This window comes from Pseudomonas marginalis, assembly GCF_900105325.1.
In the GTDB taxonomy this organism is placed as follows: domain Bacteria; phylum Pseudomonadota; class Gammaproteobacteria; order Pseudomonadales; family Pseudomonadaceae; genus Aquipseudomonas; species Aquipseudomonas marginalis.
In genome coordinates, this window is the sequence record NZ_FNSU01000003.1 from 3,128,256 (window position 1) to 3,143,949 (window position 15,694).

12 protein-coding genes and 2 tRNA genes are annotated in these 15,694 nt (G+C 60.6%); 8 read left to right on the top strand and 6 right to left on the bottom strand.

The window, feature by feature from the left end; all coding sequences use genetic code 11:
* Nucleotides 1–9: 9 nt before the first annotated feature.
* On the top strand, nt 10–963 hold the full coding sequence (locus BLW22_RS23720) for a hypothetical protein (RefSeq protein ID WP_065925011.1): 954 nt from the start codon (nt 10–12) through the stop codon (nt 961–963).
* A gap of 68 nt (nt 964–1,031) precedes the next feature.
* On the opposite strand, the gene dinB is transcribed toward BLW22_RS23720, so the two are convergent.
* Nucleotides 1,032–2,090, bottom strand: a complete 1,059-nt coding sequence (dinB, locus tag BLW22_RS23725; protein WP_027605471.1) for a DNA polymerase IV — start codon at nt 2,088–2,090, stop codon at nt 1,032–1,034.
* 283 nt (nt 2,091–2,373) lie between these two features.
* On the opposite strand from dinB, the gene BLW22_RS23730 reads away from it, so the two are divergent.
* The 4 genes from BLW22_RS23730 to BLW22_RS23745 all read left to right on the top strand — a co-directional run bounded on the left by BLW22_RS23730 (nt 2,374) and on the right by BLW22_RS23745 (nt 6,982).
* Nucleotides 2,374–2,450: transfer RNA gene (locus BLW22_RS23730), tRNA-Met, on the top strand.
* A gap of 260 nt (nt 2,451–2,710) precedes the next feature.
* Nucleotides 2,711–2,787 (top strand) — tRNA-Met (locus BLW22_RS23735).
* A 266-nt stretch (nt 2,788–3,053) separates the two neighbouring features.
* Nucleotides 3,054–5,696 (top strand): bifunctional lysylphosphatidylglycerol flippase/synthetase MprF, encoded by a 2,643-nt coding sequence (mprF, locus tag BLW22_RS23740; protein ID WP_065925010.1) that lies wholly within the window; start codon nt 3,054–3,056, stop codon nt 5,694–5,696.
* Nucleotides 5,696–6,982, top strand: coding sequence for a virulence factor family protein (locus BLW22_RS23745; RefSeq protein ID WP_074847562.1), 1,287 nt, complete (start codon nt 5,696–5,698; stop codon nt 6,980–6,982). Before mprF ends, BLW22_RS23745 begins: the two co-directional genes overlap by 1 nt.
* 135 nt (nt 6,983–7,117) lie before the next feature.
* On the opposite strand, the gene recJ is transcribed toward BLW22_RS23745, so the two are convergent.
* On the bottom strand, nt 7,118–8,827 hold the full coding sequence (gene recJ / locus BLW22_RS23750; RefSeq protein ID WP_065924825.1) for a single-stranded-DNA-specific exonuclease RecJ: 1,710 nt from the start codon (nt 8,825–8,827) through the stop codon (nt 7,118–7,120).
* A gap of 84 nt (nt 8,828–8,911) precedes the next feature.
* Nucleotides 8,912–9,454 carry a YaeQ family protein gene (locus BLW22_RS23755; RefSeq protein ID WP_032890801.1) on the bottom strand — a complete coding sequence of 181 codons (543 nt, stop codon included), beginning with the start codon at nt 9,452–9,454 and terminating at the stop codon, nt 8,912–8,914.
* 148 nt (nt 9,455–9,602) lie between these two features.
* Between BLW22_RS23755 and BLW22_RS23760 the strand changes: the two genes are divergently transcribed.
* Both BLW22_RS23760 and BLW22_RS23765 read left to right on the top strand, forming a co-directional pair.
* Nucleotides 9,603–10,802 carry a CaiB/BaiF CoA transferase family protein gene (locus BLW22_RS23760; RefSeq protein WP_027605466.1) on the top strand — a complete coding sequence of 400 codons (1,200 nt, stop codon included), beginning with the start codon at nt 9,603–9,605 and terminating at the stop codon, nt 10,800–10,802.
* Nucleotides 10,802–11,686: a TIGR02285 family protein gene (locus BLW22_RS23765; RefSeq protein WP_074847563.1), complete on the top strand. Its 885-nt coding sequence runs from the start codon at nt 10,802–10,804 to the stop codon at nt 11,684–11,686. The genes BLW22_RS23760 and BLW22_RS23765 overlap by 1 nt, the downstream gene beginning before the upstream one ends.
* 170 nt (nt 11,687–11,856) lie before the next feature.
* Here the strand turns inward: BLW22_RS23765 and BLW22_RS23770 are convergent, their stop codons facing one another.
* On the bottom strand, nt 11,857–12,141 hold the full coding sequence (locus BLW22_RS23770) for a DUF3509 domain-containing protein (protein ID WP_065924827.1): 285 nt from the start codon (nt 12,139–12,141) through the stop codon (nt 11,857–11,859).
* A gap of 311 nt (nt 12,142–12,452) precedes the next feature.
* Here BLW22_RS23770 and BLW22_RS23775 point away from each other — a divergent pair, with 311 nt between their 5' ends.
* Entirely contained in the window at nt 12,453–12,674 is a 222-nt protein-coding gene (locus BLW22_RS23775; RefSeq protein WP_027605463.1) for a hypothetical protein, read from the top strand.
* Between the two features lie 85 nt (nt 12,675–12,759).
* Here the strand turns inward: BLW22_RS23775 and thrC are convergent, their stop codons facing one another.
* The gene (gene thrC, locus BLW22_RS23780) at nt 12,760–14,169 is read right to left on the bottom strand and encodes a threonine synthase (protein ID WP_074847564.1); all 1,410 of its coding nucleotides are present in this window, start codon (nt 14,167–14,169) and stop codon (nt 12,760–12,762) included.
* A 103-nt stretch (nt 14,170–14,272) separates the two neighbouring features.
* Complete coding sequence (locus tag BLW22_RS23785) at nt 14,273–15,577, bottom strand: homoserine dehydrogenase (RefSeq protein ID WP_074847565.1); 1,305 nt, start codon at nt 15,575–15,577, stop codon at nt 14,273–14,275.
* Nucleotides 15,578–15,694: the final 117 nt, after the last annotated feature.

Here is a 15,694-nt window from a genome sequence, read left to right on the forward strand (position 1 = left end):
AGAGACGTCATGTTCAAGCGAAACACCAGAGCCCTGGGGGGCGCCGCCTTGTGCGGCGCCCTGCTGGTCAGCGGCTGCGCCAATCAGATGTCGCAACGCAGTGAGCACGAGGAGCGGGTCGAGCGTAAGTTGCTCGACCACAGCCTGCAGATCGATGTAGGCGAACCCAAAGTGCTGGAACTGCCGCAACGCCGGGTTCGCATTCACGAGCAAAAGACCTTTGAGGTCACCGAATTCGAAGTTACCCGTCGTTACGATCGCTACACGCCTTACCAGCCCTGGCGCAAACTCTATGAGATGCCCCTGGGTGCAGTGGCTTTGGTCGCGGGTGCGGGCGCCAACGTGGCGAACATCTTCGCCCTCGGCAACCTGCCGACCAGCATGACCCACGACTGGCTGACCTACGGCGTGGACGGTCTCAACCCGTTCATGAATGTGCAATCCCATGGGCGCGCGCAACAGAACCTGGCGGGTATCGATGAAGTCCAGCGCGACAAACGCGTGGAGTATTCGAGCCTGCCCTGGAGCGAGCGCCCGGTCCAGGTCACCGCCGGCAAACAGACCCATGAGCTGACCACCGACCGCAACGGCGTGCTGCGCCTGAACCTGTTGGACAGCCCGTTTGCCGAGCAGGACCTGAACCGCGTCACGACCTTGAAGATCAGCGTGGAAGATGGCCAGGACGACGTGCACTCGGACTCGACCCTGGCGATCAGCAGCACCCTGCGCGGCAAGTTGCTGGAAGCCCACGGCCTGATCTACGACGACCTGGAAGACGATGAAGTCAGCCAGTGGGTGCACCGGGTCAAGCGCCTGTCGGAGCTGGGCCTGGAGGAAGAAGCCAGCGAACTGGAACAAAGCCTGATCGAACTGACCCGCAATGATCCCGAGTTGCAGCAGGAATTCCTGCAGGCGTTGACCAAGGATGCAGGGCGGTTGGTGGCGGATCCCGGAGCACGCTGAGGCTTCGAAAACGCTATCGATCCAAATGTGGGAGGGGGTTTGCTCCCTCCCACATTTGTTTCCGGTTTCTACCAAGAGAACTCTAACTGTTCGTTCCCGCCACTCAGGTCCAGCAACCGCACACCAATCCCCAACAACCGCACCGGTTTCCCACCGCGATTGAACGCCTGGGTCATCAACTGTTGATAACTCTCCAGATCCCGCGCCGCGCCCGCCTGCTCCAACGTTGTCTGGGTAAAGTCATGAAACTTCACCTTAACGAACGGCTTGCCCGCCTTGTAGCTGCTGTCGATACGCGCCATGCGCCCTGCCAGGGTCTCCATCAGTTCGGGCAGTTTCGCCAGGCAGCTTGAGAGATCCGGCAGGTCCACATCGTAGGTATTTTCCACACTGATGGACTGCCGCCGGCTGTCGTTCTGCACCACACGTTCATCTATCCCACGGGCCAGGCTCCACAAGCGCTCGCCAAAGCTGCCGAACTCACGTACCAGCGCCAGCTTGTTCCATTCGCGCAATTGCAGGCAGTCTTCGATGCCCAGGCGCGCCAGCTTGTCTGCCGTCACCTTGCCCACGCCGTGCAACTTGCTTACCCGCAGTTGGGAGACAAAGTCCTCGACCTGATCCGGGGTGATGACAAACAGGCCGTTGGGCTTTTTCCAATCGCTGGCGATCTTGGCCAAGAACTTGTTCGGCGCCACGCCGGCGGACACGGTGATGTGCAATTGGTTGGAGACCCGGCGCCGAATGTCCTGGGCGATGCGCGTGGCGCTGCCGCCAAAGTGCGGGCTATCGGAGACATCCAGGTAGGCCTCGTCCAGCGACAGGGGCTCGATCAAGTCGGTGTAGTCGCGAAAGATCGTCTGGATTTCCTTCGACGCCTCCTTATAGGCATCCATGCGCGGCTTGACGATGGTCAGGTCCGGGCAGAGCTTCAGGGCATGTCGCGACGACATGGCGGAACGCACCCCATACGCTCGCGCTTCGTAGTTGCATGTAGCGATCACGCCCCTTCGATCTGCCGACCCACCTACTGCCAGGGGCTTTTGCGCCAGGCTCGGGTCATCGCGCATCTCAATGGCGGCGTAGAAGCAATCACAGTCAACGTGGATGATTTTGCGCTGCGTCATAAGTAGAAAGGCGGGTTTAATCCAACGGGTGGCCAGTATCGCATCCACCCCTGTATATAGCACCAGTAGTTTGAATCTTCCGATTGAGTGGTAGGAAATTTCCTAGATGAATTTATTTTCTCAATCGAAATTAGCCTTCCAATAGAGCTGAAACCCTTGGCCCTACTGGCCCGCACGCCTCAAATGGCCCCGCATGGAGACCTAACCGATTGAACCACAAGCGCTTTTCTTCGATTCACAGGTTGACACACTCGTGATCCTCTGTAGAATGCCGACACACAGACGCGGGATGGAGCAGTCTGGTAGCTCGTCGGGCTCATAACCCGAAGGTCGTCGGTTCAAATCCGGCTCCCGCAACCAAACATCAAAAAAGGCTACTCGAAAGAGTGGCCTTTTTTGTTGTGGCTGTCCCGTCCTGGGCTGCGAAGCAGCCCCACACAAGATAGTGTGCACTTCACCACGGACTGCTCCGCAGCCCGGCGCGGGGCAAGCCCGCTCACTACAAAAAGCGTTTTCAATCGCGAACTTAGGTTACATGTCAGCTATTTCACACTTATTTGACCCATCGGCTCATTAACGGTTGACACCTCGCCATCTGGCTGTAGAATGCCGCCCACAGACGCGGGATGGAGCAGTCTGGTAGCTCGTCGGGCTCATAACCCGAAGGTCGTCGGTTCAAATCCGGCTCCCGCAACCAAACATCAAAAAAGGCTACTCGAAAGAGTGGCCTTTTTTGTATCCGATGAAAAAGTTCTTCTGAAACAATGGCATGGCATCTTTCATGAAACCGTACACGGTTTGTAGAGTCCATCTCATTGCACGCTATGCTTACGCCTCTACGACCAATGGCCGCAGTCGCCGCCCCCGGTGATCCGCGTTAATATTTGTAATTATTTTGTCCATAGGGATTGGTAACTTGGCTGGATACCTCCATCCTGTCGCGCACAATCCACGAGGTGATTGATGCGCGCCAACTCGTCTGAACCACAAGACACCGTCACAGCAGAACAACCTATCGCCCCCACCCGCTTGCGCTGGCTGGATCTGTTGAGCAAATACCGGCAACCCATCGGGCTGGCCGTGACCTTGTTGCTGTTCGCAATCGCCCTGATCGCCTGTCGGCACCTGCTATTGGAGCTGGACCTCTACGCTCTCCACGACTCGATCCTGGAAGTCCCCAAACCCGCATTGCTCGGTGCGTTCGCCGCCGCCGTCGCCGGGTTTGTCATTCTGCTGGGCTATGAATTTTCCGGCGCACGCTATGCCGGGGTGAACCTGCCGGCCAAGACCTTGGCCCTTGGCGGCTTTACTGCCTTTGCGATCGGCAATGCCATTGGCCTGTCGATGCTCTCGGGCGGCTCGGTACGCTACCGTTTATATGCACGCCATGGCATCGGGGCTTCGGAAGTCGCCCACATGACCGTGTTCGCCAGCCTGGCACTGGGCTGCGCCCTGCCCCCGCTGGCTGCATTGGCCACGCTGAGCAACTTGCCGGCAGCGTCGACCTACCTGCATTTGCCACAAACGGTGCTCGGCGGCGTTGCCGGCGCAGTGCTGTTGCTGTCGGCCATGTTGTGCATCGGCATCTATCGCCGCCGCCTGCCGGAACAACCCTACCCGGACAACCTGCTGGTAAAAGCCGGGCGTCGGACCCTGCGTCTGCCCGGTCGCCGCCTGACATTCCTGCAACTGATCATCACCGCACTGGACGTTGCCGCTGCCGCCACCGTCCTTTATATGCTGCTGCCGGAAGCACCGCCTTTCGGCCCGTTCCTGCTCGTGTACCTGCTGGCGCTGGCCGCTGGTGTGCTCAGCCATGTGCCAGGGGGCGTGGGCGTATTTGAAGCCATCCTGCTCGCCGCATTCGCCGACAAGCTCGGTGCCGCGCCATTGGCTGCCGCCCTACTGCTGTACCGCATGATCTACGTGGTCCTGCCGCTGCTGATCGCCTGCGTATTCCTGCTGGTCAACGAAGCGCAGCGCCTGTTCCAGACTCAGCAAAGCCTGCGGGTAGCCTCGGGTTTGGCGGCGCCGGTGCTGGCCGTACTGGTTTTTTTGTCCGGCGTGGTCCTGCTGTTTTCCGGCGCCACGCCAGAAATCGACTCACGCCTGGAAAACATCGGCTTCCTGATCCCCCACCGCCTGATTGACGCCTCGCACTTCGGTGCCAGCCTGATCGGCGTGCTGTGCCTGTTGCTGGCCCAGGGCCTGCGTCGACGCCTGTCGGCTGCGTGGATGCTGACCATGGTGCTGCTGCTGGTGGGCGCCCTGCTCTCGCTGCTCAAGGGGTTCGATTGGGAAGAAGCCAGCCTGATGACCATGACGGCGATACTGCTGGCGATCTTCCGCCGCTCGTTCTATCGCGCCAGCCGCCTGACCGAGCTGCCTTTCTCACCGCTGTATCTGGTGGCCAGCGTCTGTGTGCTGGGGGCTTCTATCTGGCTGCTGCTGTTCGCGTATCAAGATGTACCGTACAGCCATCAACTGTGGTGGCAGTTCACCCTCGATGCCAATGCCCCGCGCGGCCTGCGCTCGCTGCTGGGCGCCGCCGTGCTGCTGGTCATCGTCTCGCTGACCTGGCTGCTGCGCACCGCACGCCCGGTGATCCACCTGCCGACACCCGAGGAACTGGAACGCGCCAGCAAGATCCTGATGGCATCGTCGCAACCCGACGGCGGCCTGGCGCTGACCGGCGACAAGGCGCTGCTGTTCCACCCGAATGACGAAGCGTTCCTGATGTATGCCCGTCGCGGCCGCAGCCTGGTGGCCTTGTATGACCCGATCGGTCCGACCCAGCCACGTGCCGAAATGATCTGGCAGTTCCGCGACCTGTGCGACATCCATCATGCGCGCCCGGTGTTCTATCAGGTACGCGCCGAGAACCTGCCCTATTACATGGACATCGGCCTCACCGCGATCAAGCTGGGCGAGGAAGCCCGCGTCGACCTGAAACGCTTTGACCTGGAAGCCAAGGGCAAAGAGATGAAGGACCTGCGCTACACCTGGAACCGTGGCACCCGGGACGGCCTGTCCCTGGAGATCTTTGAACCCGGCACGGCACCGATGGATGAATTAAAAGTCATCTCGGACGCCTGGCTTACCGGTAAGAATGTGCGGGAAAAAGGCTTTTCCCTCGGACGCTTCAGCGACGACTACCTCAAGCACTTTCGTATCGCGATCATTCGCTTCGAAGGCCGCCCGGTGGCCTTCGCCAACCTGCTCGAGACCTACAACCACGACCTGGCCAGTCTCGACCTGATGCGCGCCCACCCGGATGCGCCCAAGTTGACCATGGAATTCATGATGGTCGGCCTGATTCAACACTATAAGAGTCACGGCTACGCCCGCTTCAGCCTCGGCATGGTGCCATTGTCGGGCCTGCAACCGCGACGCGGCGCGCCACTGACCCAGCGCCTGGGCTCGATGGTGTTCCGTCGCGGCGAGCAACTGTATAACTTCCAAGGCTTGCGCCGCTTCAAAGACAAGTTCCAGCCTGACTGGGAACCCCGTTACATGGCCGTGCCCGCAGGACTTGACCCGCTGGTGGCACTGGCCGATACCGCCGCCCTGATCGCGGGCGGCTTGACTGGATTGGTGAAACGCTGATGATTCGACGCTCCTGGCGGTATGTATTGGCCTTTGTAGTGCTGCTCGCCCTGGTCCTGGGTGGCGGCTTTTGGTTCTGGAACCGCCCTGCCCCGCAGCCGACCCTGGAGCAACTGCCCCAGGCCGACGGCTCGGTGATGACCCGCGTGACCCCGGCCGGCACCCCGAAAGCCCGCGTCGCGGTGGCGGTGATGGCTGACGAAACACTGACCAATAGCCAGTTGATTACCCTGAGCCAGGGCGGCAAGGCGCAGATCGTCCAGGTGATCCTGCCAAAGGATGACTGCAAGCTCCAGGAACAAGCGCTGCAAAGCGCCCTGGGCCAGCTCAAGGGCCCCGCGACCCTGGTCAGCGGCATCGGCCCTGGCGCCGCCCTCGCCTGGCGCTGGCTGGCCACTCAGAGCGACGACAAGGCCAACGCCATCTCCGTCGGCTTCGCGTTGGTGCAGGAAGGGTGCAAGGACCCACTGCCGAAAACCGCCGCACACGGTAATTGGCTGGTGGCCTGGAACGACAACCCTGACGATGAAAGCGCCAGTTTCGTACGTGACACCCCGCGCGCCACTACCAGTATCAGCGACTACGACATTCACTATCCGCAAGTGCTGAACAACGAACTGCGCAAGCAACTGGTGGGTTCGGACAACGGCGGCCTGGCGATTCCCGTGGTGGAAGTGCCGGCTGGCCAGGCCAAGGACACCGTGACGTTGTTCCTTTCCGGTGATGGCGGCTGGCGTGACCTCGACCGCGACGTGGCCGGCGAAATGGCCAAGATCGGCTACCCGGTGGTCGGCATCGACACCCTGCGCTACTACTGGCAGCACAAGACCCCGGAACAAAGCGCCAAGGACCTCACCGAGCTGATGCAGCACTACCGGCAGAAGTGGGGCACCAAGCGCTTTGTACTGACCGGTTACTCGTTCGGTGCCGACGTACTGCCGGCGATCTACAACCGCCTGCCGGAAAACGAACAACAGCGTGTGGACGTCATCATCCTGCTGGCCTTCGCCCGCACCGGCAGCTTTGAAATCGAAGTGGAAGGCTGGCTGGGCAACGCCGGCAAAGAAGCTGCGACCGGCCCGGAAATGGCCAAGCTGCCGGCTGACAAGGTGGTGTGCATCTACGGTGCCGAAGAAGTCGACGAGAGTGGCTGCACCGACAAGACCGCCGTGGGCGAGGCGGTGAAACTGCCGGGCGGGCATCACTTCGATGAGAACTATCCGGCACTGGCCAAGCGGTTGGTGGATATCATCGTCAAACACCAGGCCAAGGACAAAGCCGAGTAATCTCAGGCTGTAGGCGATAAAAAATGTGGGGGGGGCTTGCCCCCGATGACGGTGGGTCAGCTAGAGGTAAGCTGACTGAAACACCGCTATCGGGGCAAGCCCCCCTCCCACAGTTGTTTGTGGTGTCAGTGAGATTTAACGCGGTTCGATATGCGCGATCATCAATTGCACGGTTTCATTGCCACGAAACTCGTTCACATCCAGCTTGTAGGCCAACTCCACCCAACGCACGGTCGGGTTCGGCCAGACTTCCCGGTCGACGCCGAAGGCAATGCCATCGAGCTTCACCGACCCGCATTCGCTCTTGAGCACCACTTTCAGGTGCCGCTCCCCTACTACCCGCTGCTCGACCAGTTGGAACACGCCATGGAACAACGGCTCGGGAAAGTGCTGCCCCCACGGCCCGGCGTGGCGCAATGCGCGCGCCAGTTCCAGGTGAAACTCTTCCACCGCCAGGGTGCCATCGGACAGCAGGCGCCCGGTGAGGTCTTCTTCGCGCAGCTGCCGACGCACTTCGGCGTCAAAGGCCTCGGCAAACAGTGGGAAGTTTTCCTCGGGCAAGGTCAACCCCGCCGCCATGGCGTGGCCGCCATATTTGCTGATCAGGTTGGGGTGCTGGCTCGCGACCACCGCCAGGGCATCGCGGATGTGGAAGCCTTGCACAGAGCGCCCTGAGCCCTTGAGCAGCCCATCGCCTGCATCGGCGAAGGCAATGGTGGGGCGGAAGTACCGCTCCTTCATGCGCGACGCAAGAATGCCGATCACACCTTGGTGCCAGTCCGGATCAAACAGGCACAAGCCGTAGGGCATTGAGTCCACCGGCAAGTCCTTGAGCTGAGCCAGGGCTTCGCGCTGCATGCCCTGCTCGATGGATTTGCGGTCCTGGTTCATGCCGTCCAGTTGTGCGGCCATTTCCCGTGCCGCGGCGAAATCCGTGGTGAGCAGGCATTCGATGCCCAGGCTCATATCGTCCAGGCGCCCGGCGGCGTTCAAGCGTGGCCCGAGGATAAAGCCGAGGTCGGTGGAGGTGATGCGCGCTGCATCCCGCTTGGCCACTTCGAGGATCGCCTTGATCCCCGGCCGTGCGCGACCGGCACGAATACGCTCCAGGCCCTGATGCACGAGGATGCGATTATTGGCGTCCAGGGGAACCACGTCGGCGACGCTGCCCAGGGCGACCAGGTCGAGCAGCTCGCCAATGTTGGGTTGAGGCTTGTTTTCATACCAGCCCAAACTGCGCAAACGCGCGCGCAGGGCCATCAGTACGTAGAAGATCACGCCCACGCCGGCCAGGGCCTTGCTCGGGAACTCACAGCCCGGCTGGTTCGGGTTGACGATGGCATCCGCCGCCGGCAGCTCATCACCAGGCAAGTGGTGATCGGTCACCAATACCTGCAACCCCGCCGCTTTCGCCGCCGCCACGCCTTCGACACTGGAGATGCCATTGTCCACGGTGATCAGCAACTGCGGCTCGCGCTGCAGGGCCACAGCGACGATTTCCGGGGTCAGCCCATAGCCGTATTCGAAGCGGTTGGGCACCAGGTAATCGACATGGGCCGCACCGAGCAAACGCAGGCCCAGGGTACCTACGGTGCTGGCGGTGGCACCATCGGCGTCGAAGTCACCGACGATGAGGATGCGCTGGCGCTGCTCCAATGCCGTCACCAGCAAGTCCACCGCCGCGTCGATGCCCTTGAGCTGCTGATAGGGAATCAACCGCGCCAGGCTCTTGTCCAGCTCGGCCTCGGACTGCACGCCACGAGCGGCGTAGAGACGGGTCAATAGCGGTGGCAATTCACCCAGGAAGGGCAAGACGGCGGGCAACGGGCGGGGATCGATACGCATGGGACGTTGGGGAGTTCTCTGTAGGGGGATTTTAGCTACAAGCTTCAAGCTTCAAGCTTCAAGCTTGAGGCTTGCAGCTCCAATTCAACCGCGTTCGCCGACCAGCCATTGCAGTTGCACTTCGTGCTGGCCACGGTCGTCGGTGACGAAGATCGTGCCTTCACTGATCATCACGTCCCACTTGATCACGCGGGGCATGTCCTTGGCCAGGACCTCCAGAATCTCCTGGGGCACTGCTGCGATGTGTACATTCTTCAGGTTGTTCGCCACCGGCACCACTTTGCCCTCCCAAACGCGCAAGCTGCCGTATGCCAGCAGGCTGGTGCGCTCGGTGCGGCGCGAGCACCAGGTCAGGCGGTCGGCATCCGGCTGGCCGACTTCGATCCAATGCAAAACCCGATCATCCAGGCTTTTTTCCCACAGGGCTGGCTCGTCTACATCTGACAGGCCACGACCGAACGCCAACTGTTCGTTGTAAAAAAGGGCGTAGGCCAGCAGACGCACGGTCATGCGTTCTTCAGTTTCCGAGGGGTGGCGAGCGATGGTCTGCTTGACGCTCTCGTACACCGAACGGTCGAGGTCGGTGAGGTTGAGTTCGAATTTGTAGGTCGTGGACGGCTGGGCCATGAACGGGCTTCTAGAGACAGGGAAAGGCGGCCAGTCTAACCGATGGCGAGGCCATTCAACGAATCCTGCGCTGCATCATCCTTATCCCTGGCCTGCTCGCCTATGTTAAAAGGCTTCACATCACCGTTCTGCGCAGACAAGGATCCCCATGTCGTTTAATGCCAAACCGCTTGCCGGCCTGAAAGTCATCGAACTCGGCACCCTGATCGCCGGGCCCTTCGCCTCACGCATTTGTGCTGAATTCGGTGCCGAGGTGGTCAAGGTCGAATCCCCGGACGGCGGCGACCCGTTGCGCAAATGGCGCAAGCTGTATGAAGGCACCTCGTTATGGTGGTTTGTGCAGGCGCGCAACAAAAAGTCCCTGACGTTGAACCTCAAGCACCCGGACGGGCTGGCGATTCTCAAGCAACTGCTGGCAGACGCCGACATCCTGATCGAAAACTTCCGTCCCGGCGTACTGGAGAAGCTTGGCCTGAGCTGGGAAACCCTGCATGGGCTGAATCCGAAACTGGTGATGGTGCGCCTCTCGGGTTTTGGCCAGACCGGGCCGATGAAAGACCAGCCCGGGTTTGGCGCAGTGGGCGAGTCCATGGGCGGGCTGCGCTATATCACCGGTTTCGAAGATCGCCCGCCGGTGCGCACCGGAATCTCCATTGGTGACTCCATCGCCGCGCTGTGGGCGGTCATCGGCGCCTTGATGGCGCTGCGTCATCGCGAGGTTAACGGCGGTGTGGGCCAGGTGGTCGATGTGGCGCTGTATGAAGCCATCTTCGCCATGATGGAAAGCATGATCCCCGAGTTCGACGTATTCGGGTTTATTCGCGAACGTACCGGCAACATCATGCCAGGCATCACGCCGTCGTCGATCCACACCAGCGCGGACGGCAAGCACGTACAGATCGGTGCCAACGGCGATGCCATCTTCAAACGCTTCATGAGTGCCATCGGCCGGGAAGACCTGGCGAACGATCCACAACTGGCCAGCAATGACGGGCGCGATAGCCGTCGCGATGAACTCTATGGCGTGATTGATCGCTGGGTGAACTCGCTGCCGCTGGAGCAGGTGGTGGAGCAACTCAACAAGGCTGAAGTGCCCGCCAGCCGTATCTACAGCGCCGAGGACATGCTGGGCGACCCGCAATTCCTCGCGCGCGAGATGTTCCTCAAGGCCCGGCTTCCCGGCGGCAAGGACTTCAAGATGCCGGGCATCGTGCCCAAGCTGTCGGACACACCGGGCAGTTGCGAATGGGTGGGGCCGCAACTGGGTGAACACAACGGCGTGGTGTTGGGCGAGCTGGGATACGACGCCGCCGCCATTGTCCGCCTGCGTGAGCAAGGTGCAATCTGATGCCCCACGGCTGCAAACACTGGCTCATTGCGCTGTACCTGGCCGCCATGCTGGCCGGCGGCTGGCCCGTACCGGCGAGCGCAGAGGGCACGTTGATCTGGTTATTGCGCGACTTGCCGCCGCTGACCATCTTCGAAGGGCCAGGCAAAGGCCAGGGTGCCCTGGACCAGTTGCTGCCGATACTGATCGGACACTTGCCGGAATATCGCCACCAGGTAATGCACGTCAATCGCGCGCGCGGCATGCAGATGCTGCGCGAACCCACGCTCACCTGCGATCCATCCTTGCTGTGGACGGCCGAGCGGGCCAGGTACATCGTATTTTCCAGGCAGGCGTTTGTGGTCGCCAGTAATGGCATCACGATCCGACGCAGCCAGCAGGGCGCCCTGGCGGCGTTTATCGTAGACGGCCAATTTGACCTGCAGGCCTTCTTCGACGCCCCTAAGGCAAGGGTAGGCGCGATCGCGGAACGCAGCTACGGCGCCGTTATCGATGAGCGACTGAAACAGGCCGACACACACAAACTGGCACTGCACTACGGCAACGATGCCCTTGGCAGCTTGCTGCAGATGCAGCGCCTGGGCCGGCTGGAGGCAGTGCTGGGCTATTGGCCGGAAATCCGCTACCACGCGATGCAACAGGGGATCGCAGCCGACGACCTCAGCTTCTACCCCATCAAGGGCACAGCGCCTTACCAGCGCACGCATATCGGCTGCTCGGATACACCTGAGGGGCGCGAAGCCATGGAACGGATCAACCAGGTTCTGCCCAGCCTCCCGCTGGCACGAGTACAACAGTCCTATGCCGCCTGGCTGGACCCTGTCATGCGTGAACATTACCTGCGAGACAACCCGAGCTTTTTCCAGGACTCGCCAGCGCCGTGACAAATCCCAGGCAAAAAGAAACCCCGAAGAGTGGGGAGACACTTCGGGGTTAAACGTGGCCTACAAAGACCAGTACAACAAGGCACAAACACCGGAGCACAATGTTTGCTCTTGCTGTTACGAAATCTGACCGGCCATGACGTGGGAAGTTTCCATCTATAAACAATTCTTCATGCAACGGCAGCGCTGCGGGTCTGGGCGGCGTTGCGCAAGGCCGCGATGACCGAGGGTTCCAGGCGTCCTTCAGCGATCTTGAGATCACGCAGCAGGCAATCCACCACATCCACCAATAGGCGCTTATCGAGCAATTGCGCCCGGTCGACTTCACGCTCGACCATGATCGCACCGGCGGGGTTCTTCACGGTTACCAGGCACTCTTCCTGCACACCTGCGGTGGTCAACGTCACCTGATAAGGGCTCAGTGCCTCTTCGAGCAATAGGCTGATACTTTCCATCTCGATCACCACTCAATAGTTCGCAAACATTCTTGTAAACGGGAGCTGCATCTATCCTAAGTGACTGGTTGTGACGTAGGAAAGTTCGCTTTTTCGTTTATGCGGGGTTGTCGGGGGATGACGTTTCCAGCATGCGCTTGCAACATGACAGGCAAAAAACGGCGGCACATAAATGCTTACGCAATGGGCTGCTGTTTTGGGCTTCCCCTGCCGCGCAGGCCATGGGTGAATCCTATACTCGATGAGCGCTGATCACAGTGCCACGTGGGTAAAGCGTATGCCAAAGGCCCTTATTGCGAAGGAGGAATGCGATGGTGGAAAACGATGAGCGACTGGCGACGATGGAGAAAATGCATGCCGATGTAAGGCGCATTTACGCAGAAATATCACGCATGCAGGCTGAGCAAGATAAGCTCAGATCGGAATCCCTGAAAATAAACTGTGAAACTTTCTGGTACCCCATGGGCGTAGCAATGGCCGTGGTCGCAACGATTGCTTCGATTACTGGAGTAGCGATTAAGTTGCTCTTGTAAACGGCACGCTGTCGGGCCTGCCAGAAACAAAAAACGCCGCTGACCCAAGGAAGGGAAAGCGGCGTTTTTGTCTTGGTGACCTGCCTTACAAAGGCTTGCCACGATTGCCATGCTGGCTGACAAACGCCTGCATCGCCTTCAAGTCATTCGGCAGCACCGTGCAACGCTCTTCACGCTCGAACAGGTCTGTCAGGTGCACCGGCAGTTCCAGCGCCTTGCCGACACCCGCCTTCTCCACCGCTTCCGGGAATTTCACTGGATGGGCGGTGCCGAGGATCACCATCGGGATATCCAGGCTACGACGGCATTCGCGGGCGGCCTTCACCCCAATGGCGGTGTGCGGGTCGAGCAGCTCGCCGGTCTGGGCGTAGACCTCGGCGATGGTTTCACAGGTCTGCGCGTCGTCCACGGCCAGGGAGTCGAACAGCTTGCGGGTTTCGGTCCAGCGCTCTTCATCAACGCTGAAACCGCCGCCGCTCTTGAAGGTGTCCATCAAGCCGGCGATGGCTGCGCCGTTGCGACCGTGCATGTCGAACAGCAGGCGTTCGAAGTTCGACGACACCATGATGTCCATGGACGGCGACAAGGTGGCGTGCAGGGTTTCCTTGACGTATTGGTTGCCGCTCATGAAGCGGTGCAGGATGTCGTTACGGTTGGTGGCGACGATCAACTGGTTGACCGGCAGGCCCATGTTACGGGCCAGGTAGCCGGCGAAGATGTCGCCGAAATTGCCGGTCGGCACCGAGAACGACACCGAGCGCGCCGGGCCACCCAACTGCAGCGAGGCGTGGAAGTAGTAGACGATCTGGGCCATGATCCGCGCCCAGTTGATCGAGTTCACCGCCACCAGGCGTGTGCCTTTGAGGAAGTCCTGGTCGGCGAAGCTGTTCTTGACCATTTCCTGGCAGTCGTCGAAGTTGCCTTCGATGGCGATGTTATGGATGTTCTCGCCGAAGATGGTGGTCATCTGGCGGCGCTGTACTTCCGAGACACGCTTGTGCGGGTGCAGGATGAAGATGTCGACGTTTTCGCAGTGCTTGCAGCCTTCGATGGCGGCCGAACCGGTATCACCCGAGGTGGCGCCGATGATCACCACGCGCTCGCCGCGTTTCTCCAGCACGTAGTCCAGCAGGCGACCCAGCAGTTGCAGGGCGAAGTCTTTGAACGCCAGGGTCGGGCCATGGAACAGCTCGAGCACCCATTCGTTGCTGTTGAGCTGGCGCAGAGGCGCGATGGCGCTGTGGGAAAACACGCCGTAGGTCTCTTCCAGAATCTTTTTGAAATCCGCATCGGGGATGCTGCCGGTGACGAACGGGCGCATCACCCGGAACGCCAGCTCGTGGTACGGCAGGCCGGCCCACGAAGCGATTTCTTCCTGGGTAAAGCGTGGCAGGTTTTCCGGCACGTACAGGCCGCCGTCAGTGGCAAGGCCTGCCAGCAAGACGTCTTCGAAATTCAGGGCCGGTGCCTGGCCGCGGGTGCTGATGTAGCGCATAAAAGCAAACCTTTGGTTTGAGCTTCAAGCTTCAAGCTACAAGCGGCAAGTTAAAGCTGATCGGCTTTTACTTGCAGCTTGCAGCCAATAGCTTGCAGCTGGATTAATTCAAATGTTCGACGCGAATCCGTACTACCGGCCCAACCACACCCTGGAGAGCTTCCAGGGACTGGATGGCATCGTTGATGTGCTGCTCGAGCACCCGGTGGGTCAGCAGGATCATCGGCACCTGGCCGTTCTGCTCCTCGACTTCCTTCTGCATGATCGACTCGATGTTGATACCGCGCTCCGACAGGATGCTGGCCACCTGGGCCAACACGCCCGGGTGATCCTTGGCCTGGATGCGCAGGTAGTAGGCGCTTTCGCATGCCTCGATCGGCAGGATCGGGTGGGCCGACAGCGAATCCGGCTGGAAGGCCAGGTGCGGCACGCGGTTTTCCGGGTCGCTGGTCATGGCGCGCACCACGTCCACGAGGTCGGCGATCACCGACGAAGCGGTCGGCTCCATGCCGGCACCGGCGCCGTAGAACAGCGTGGAACCAGCGGCATCACCGTTGACCATCACGGCGTTCATCACCCCATTGACGTTGGCGATCAAGCGGTCGGCCGGGATCAGCGTCGGGTGCACACGCAACTCGATACCCGCCGGGGTGCTGCGCGCGACACCGAGGTGCTTGATGCGGTAGCCCAGGGCTTCGGCGTAGTTCACGTCGGCAGTGGTCAGCTTGGTGATGCCTTCGGTGTAGGCCTTGTCGAACTGCAGCGGGATACCAAAGGCGATGGACGCCAGGATGGTCAGCTTGTGCGCCGCGTCGATGCCTTCCACGTCGAATGTCGGGTCGGCTTCGGCATACCCCAGGGCCTGGGCTTCGGCCAGTACGTCTTCGAAGGTACGGCCCTTCTCGCGCATTTCGGTGAGGATGAAGTTACCGGTGCCGTTGATGATGCCGGCCACCCAGTTGATGCGGTTGGCGGACAGGCCTTCACGGATCGCCTTGATCACCGGGATACCGCCGGCAACCGCGGCTTCGAACGCCACGATCACGCCTTTCTCGCGGGCCTTGGCGAAGATCTCGTTGCCGTGTACGGCGATCAGCGCCTTGTTGGCGGTGACCACGTGCTTGCCGTTTTCGATCGCCTTGAGCACCAGCTCGCGAGCCACGGTGTAACCGCCCACCAGCTCGATGACGATATCGATTTCAGGGTTGGTGGCCACGGCGAAGACATCGTTGGTAATCGCAATACCGGTCGTTTGGAACTGAGGCTTTGGCGAACGCGTGGCAATTTGCGCCACTTCAATCCCACGCCCTGCACGGCGGGAAATTTCTTCAGCATTACGCTGAAGTACGTTGAAGGTGCCGCCACCGACGGTCCCTAACCCACAGATGCCTACTTTGACCGGTTTCACTGAAGAACTCCCCATGAAACGGCCGACGCTAGGTCGGCCGTGAAAAACAGCCACACAACTGCGGCTTTCAATTAATGGCCCGTCGACTTATCCACGAGCCATGATCGCCAAAGGTTC

Bases quoted from the DNA above. Each gene is read 5' to 3' on its own strand.
- BLW22_RS23720 (WP_065925011.1), top strand. From the start codon at position 10: ATGTTCAAGCGAAACACCAGAGCCCTGGGGGGCGCCGCCTTGTGCGGC.
- dinB (WP_027605471.1), bottom strand. From the start codon at position 2,090: ATGACGCAGCGCAAAATCATCCACGTTGACTGTGATTGCTTCTACGCC.
- mprF (WP_065925010.1), top strand. From the start codon at position 3,054: ATGCGCGCCAACTCGTCTGAACCACAAGACACCGTCACAGCAGAACAA.
- BLW22_RS23745 (WP_074847562.1), top strand. From the start codon at position 5,696: ATGATTCGACGCTCCTGGCGGTATGTATTGGCCTTTGTAGTGCTGCTC.
- recJ (WP_065924825.1), bottom strand. From the start codon at position 8,827: ATGCGTATCGATCCCCGCCCGTTGCCCGCCGTCTTGCCCTTCCTGGGT.
- BLW22_RS23755 (WP_032890801.1), bottom strand. From the start codon at position 9,454: ATGGCCCAGCCGTCCACGACCTACAAATTCGAACTCAACCTCACCGAC.
- BLW22_RS23760 (WP_027605466.1), top strand. From the start codon at position 9,603: ATGTCGTTTAATGCCAAACCGCTTGCCGGCCTGAAAGTCATCGAACTC.
- BLW22_RS23765 (WP_074847563.1), top strand. From the start codon at position 10,802: ATGCCCCACGGCTGCAAACACTGGCTCATTGCGCTGTACCTGGCCGCC.
- BLW22_RS23770 (WP_065924827.1), bottom strand. From the start codon at position 12,141: ATGGAAAGTATCAGCCTATTGCTCGAAGAGGCACTGAGCCCTTATCAG.
- BLW22_RS23775 (WP_027605463.1), top strand. From the start codon at position 12,453: ATGGTGGAAAACGATGAGCGACTGGCGACGATGGAGAAAATGCATGCC.
- thrC (WP_074847564.1), bottom strand. From the start codon at position 14,169: ATGCGCTACATCAGCACCCGCGGCCAGGCACCGGCCCTGAATTTCGAA.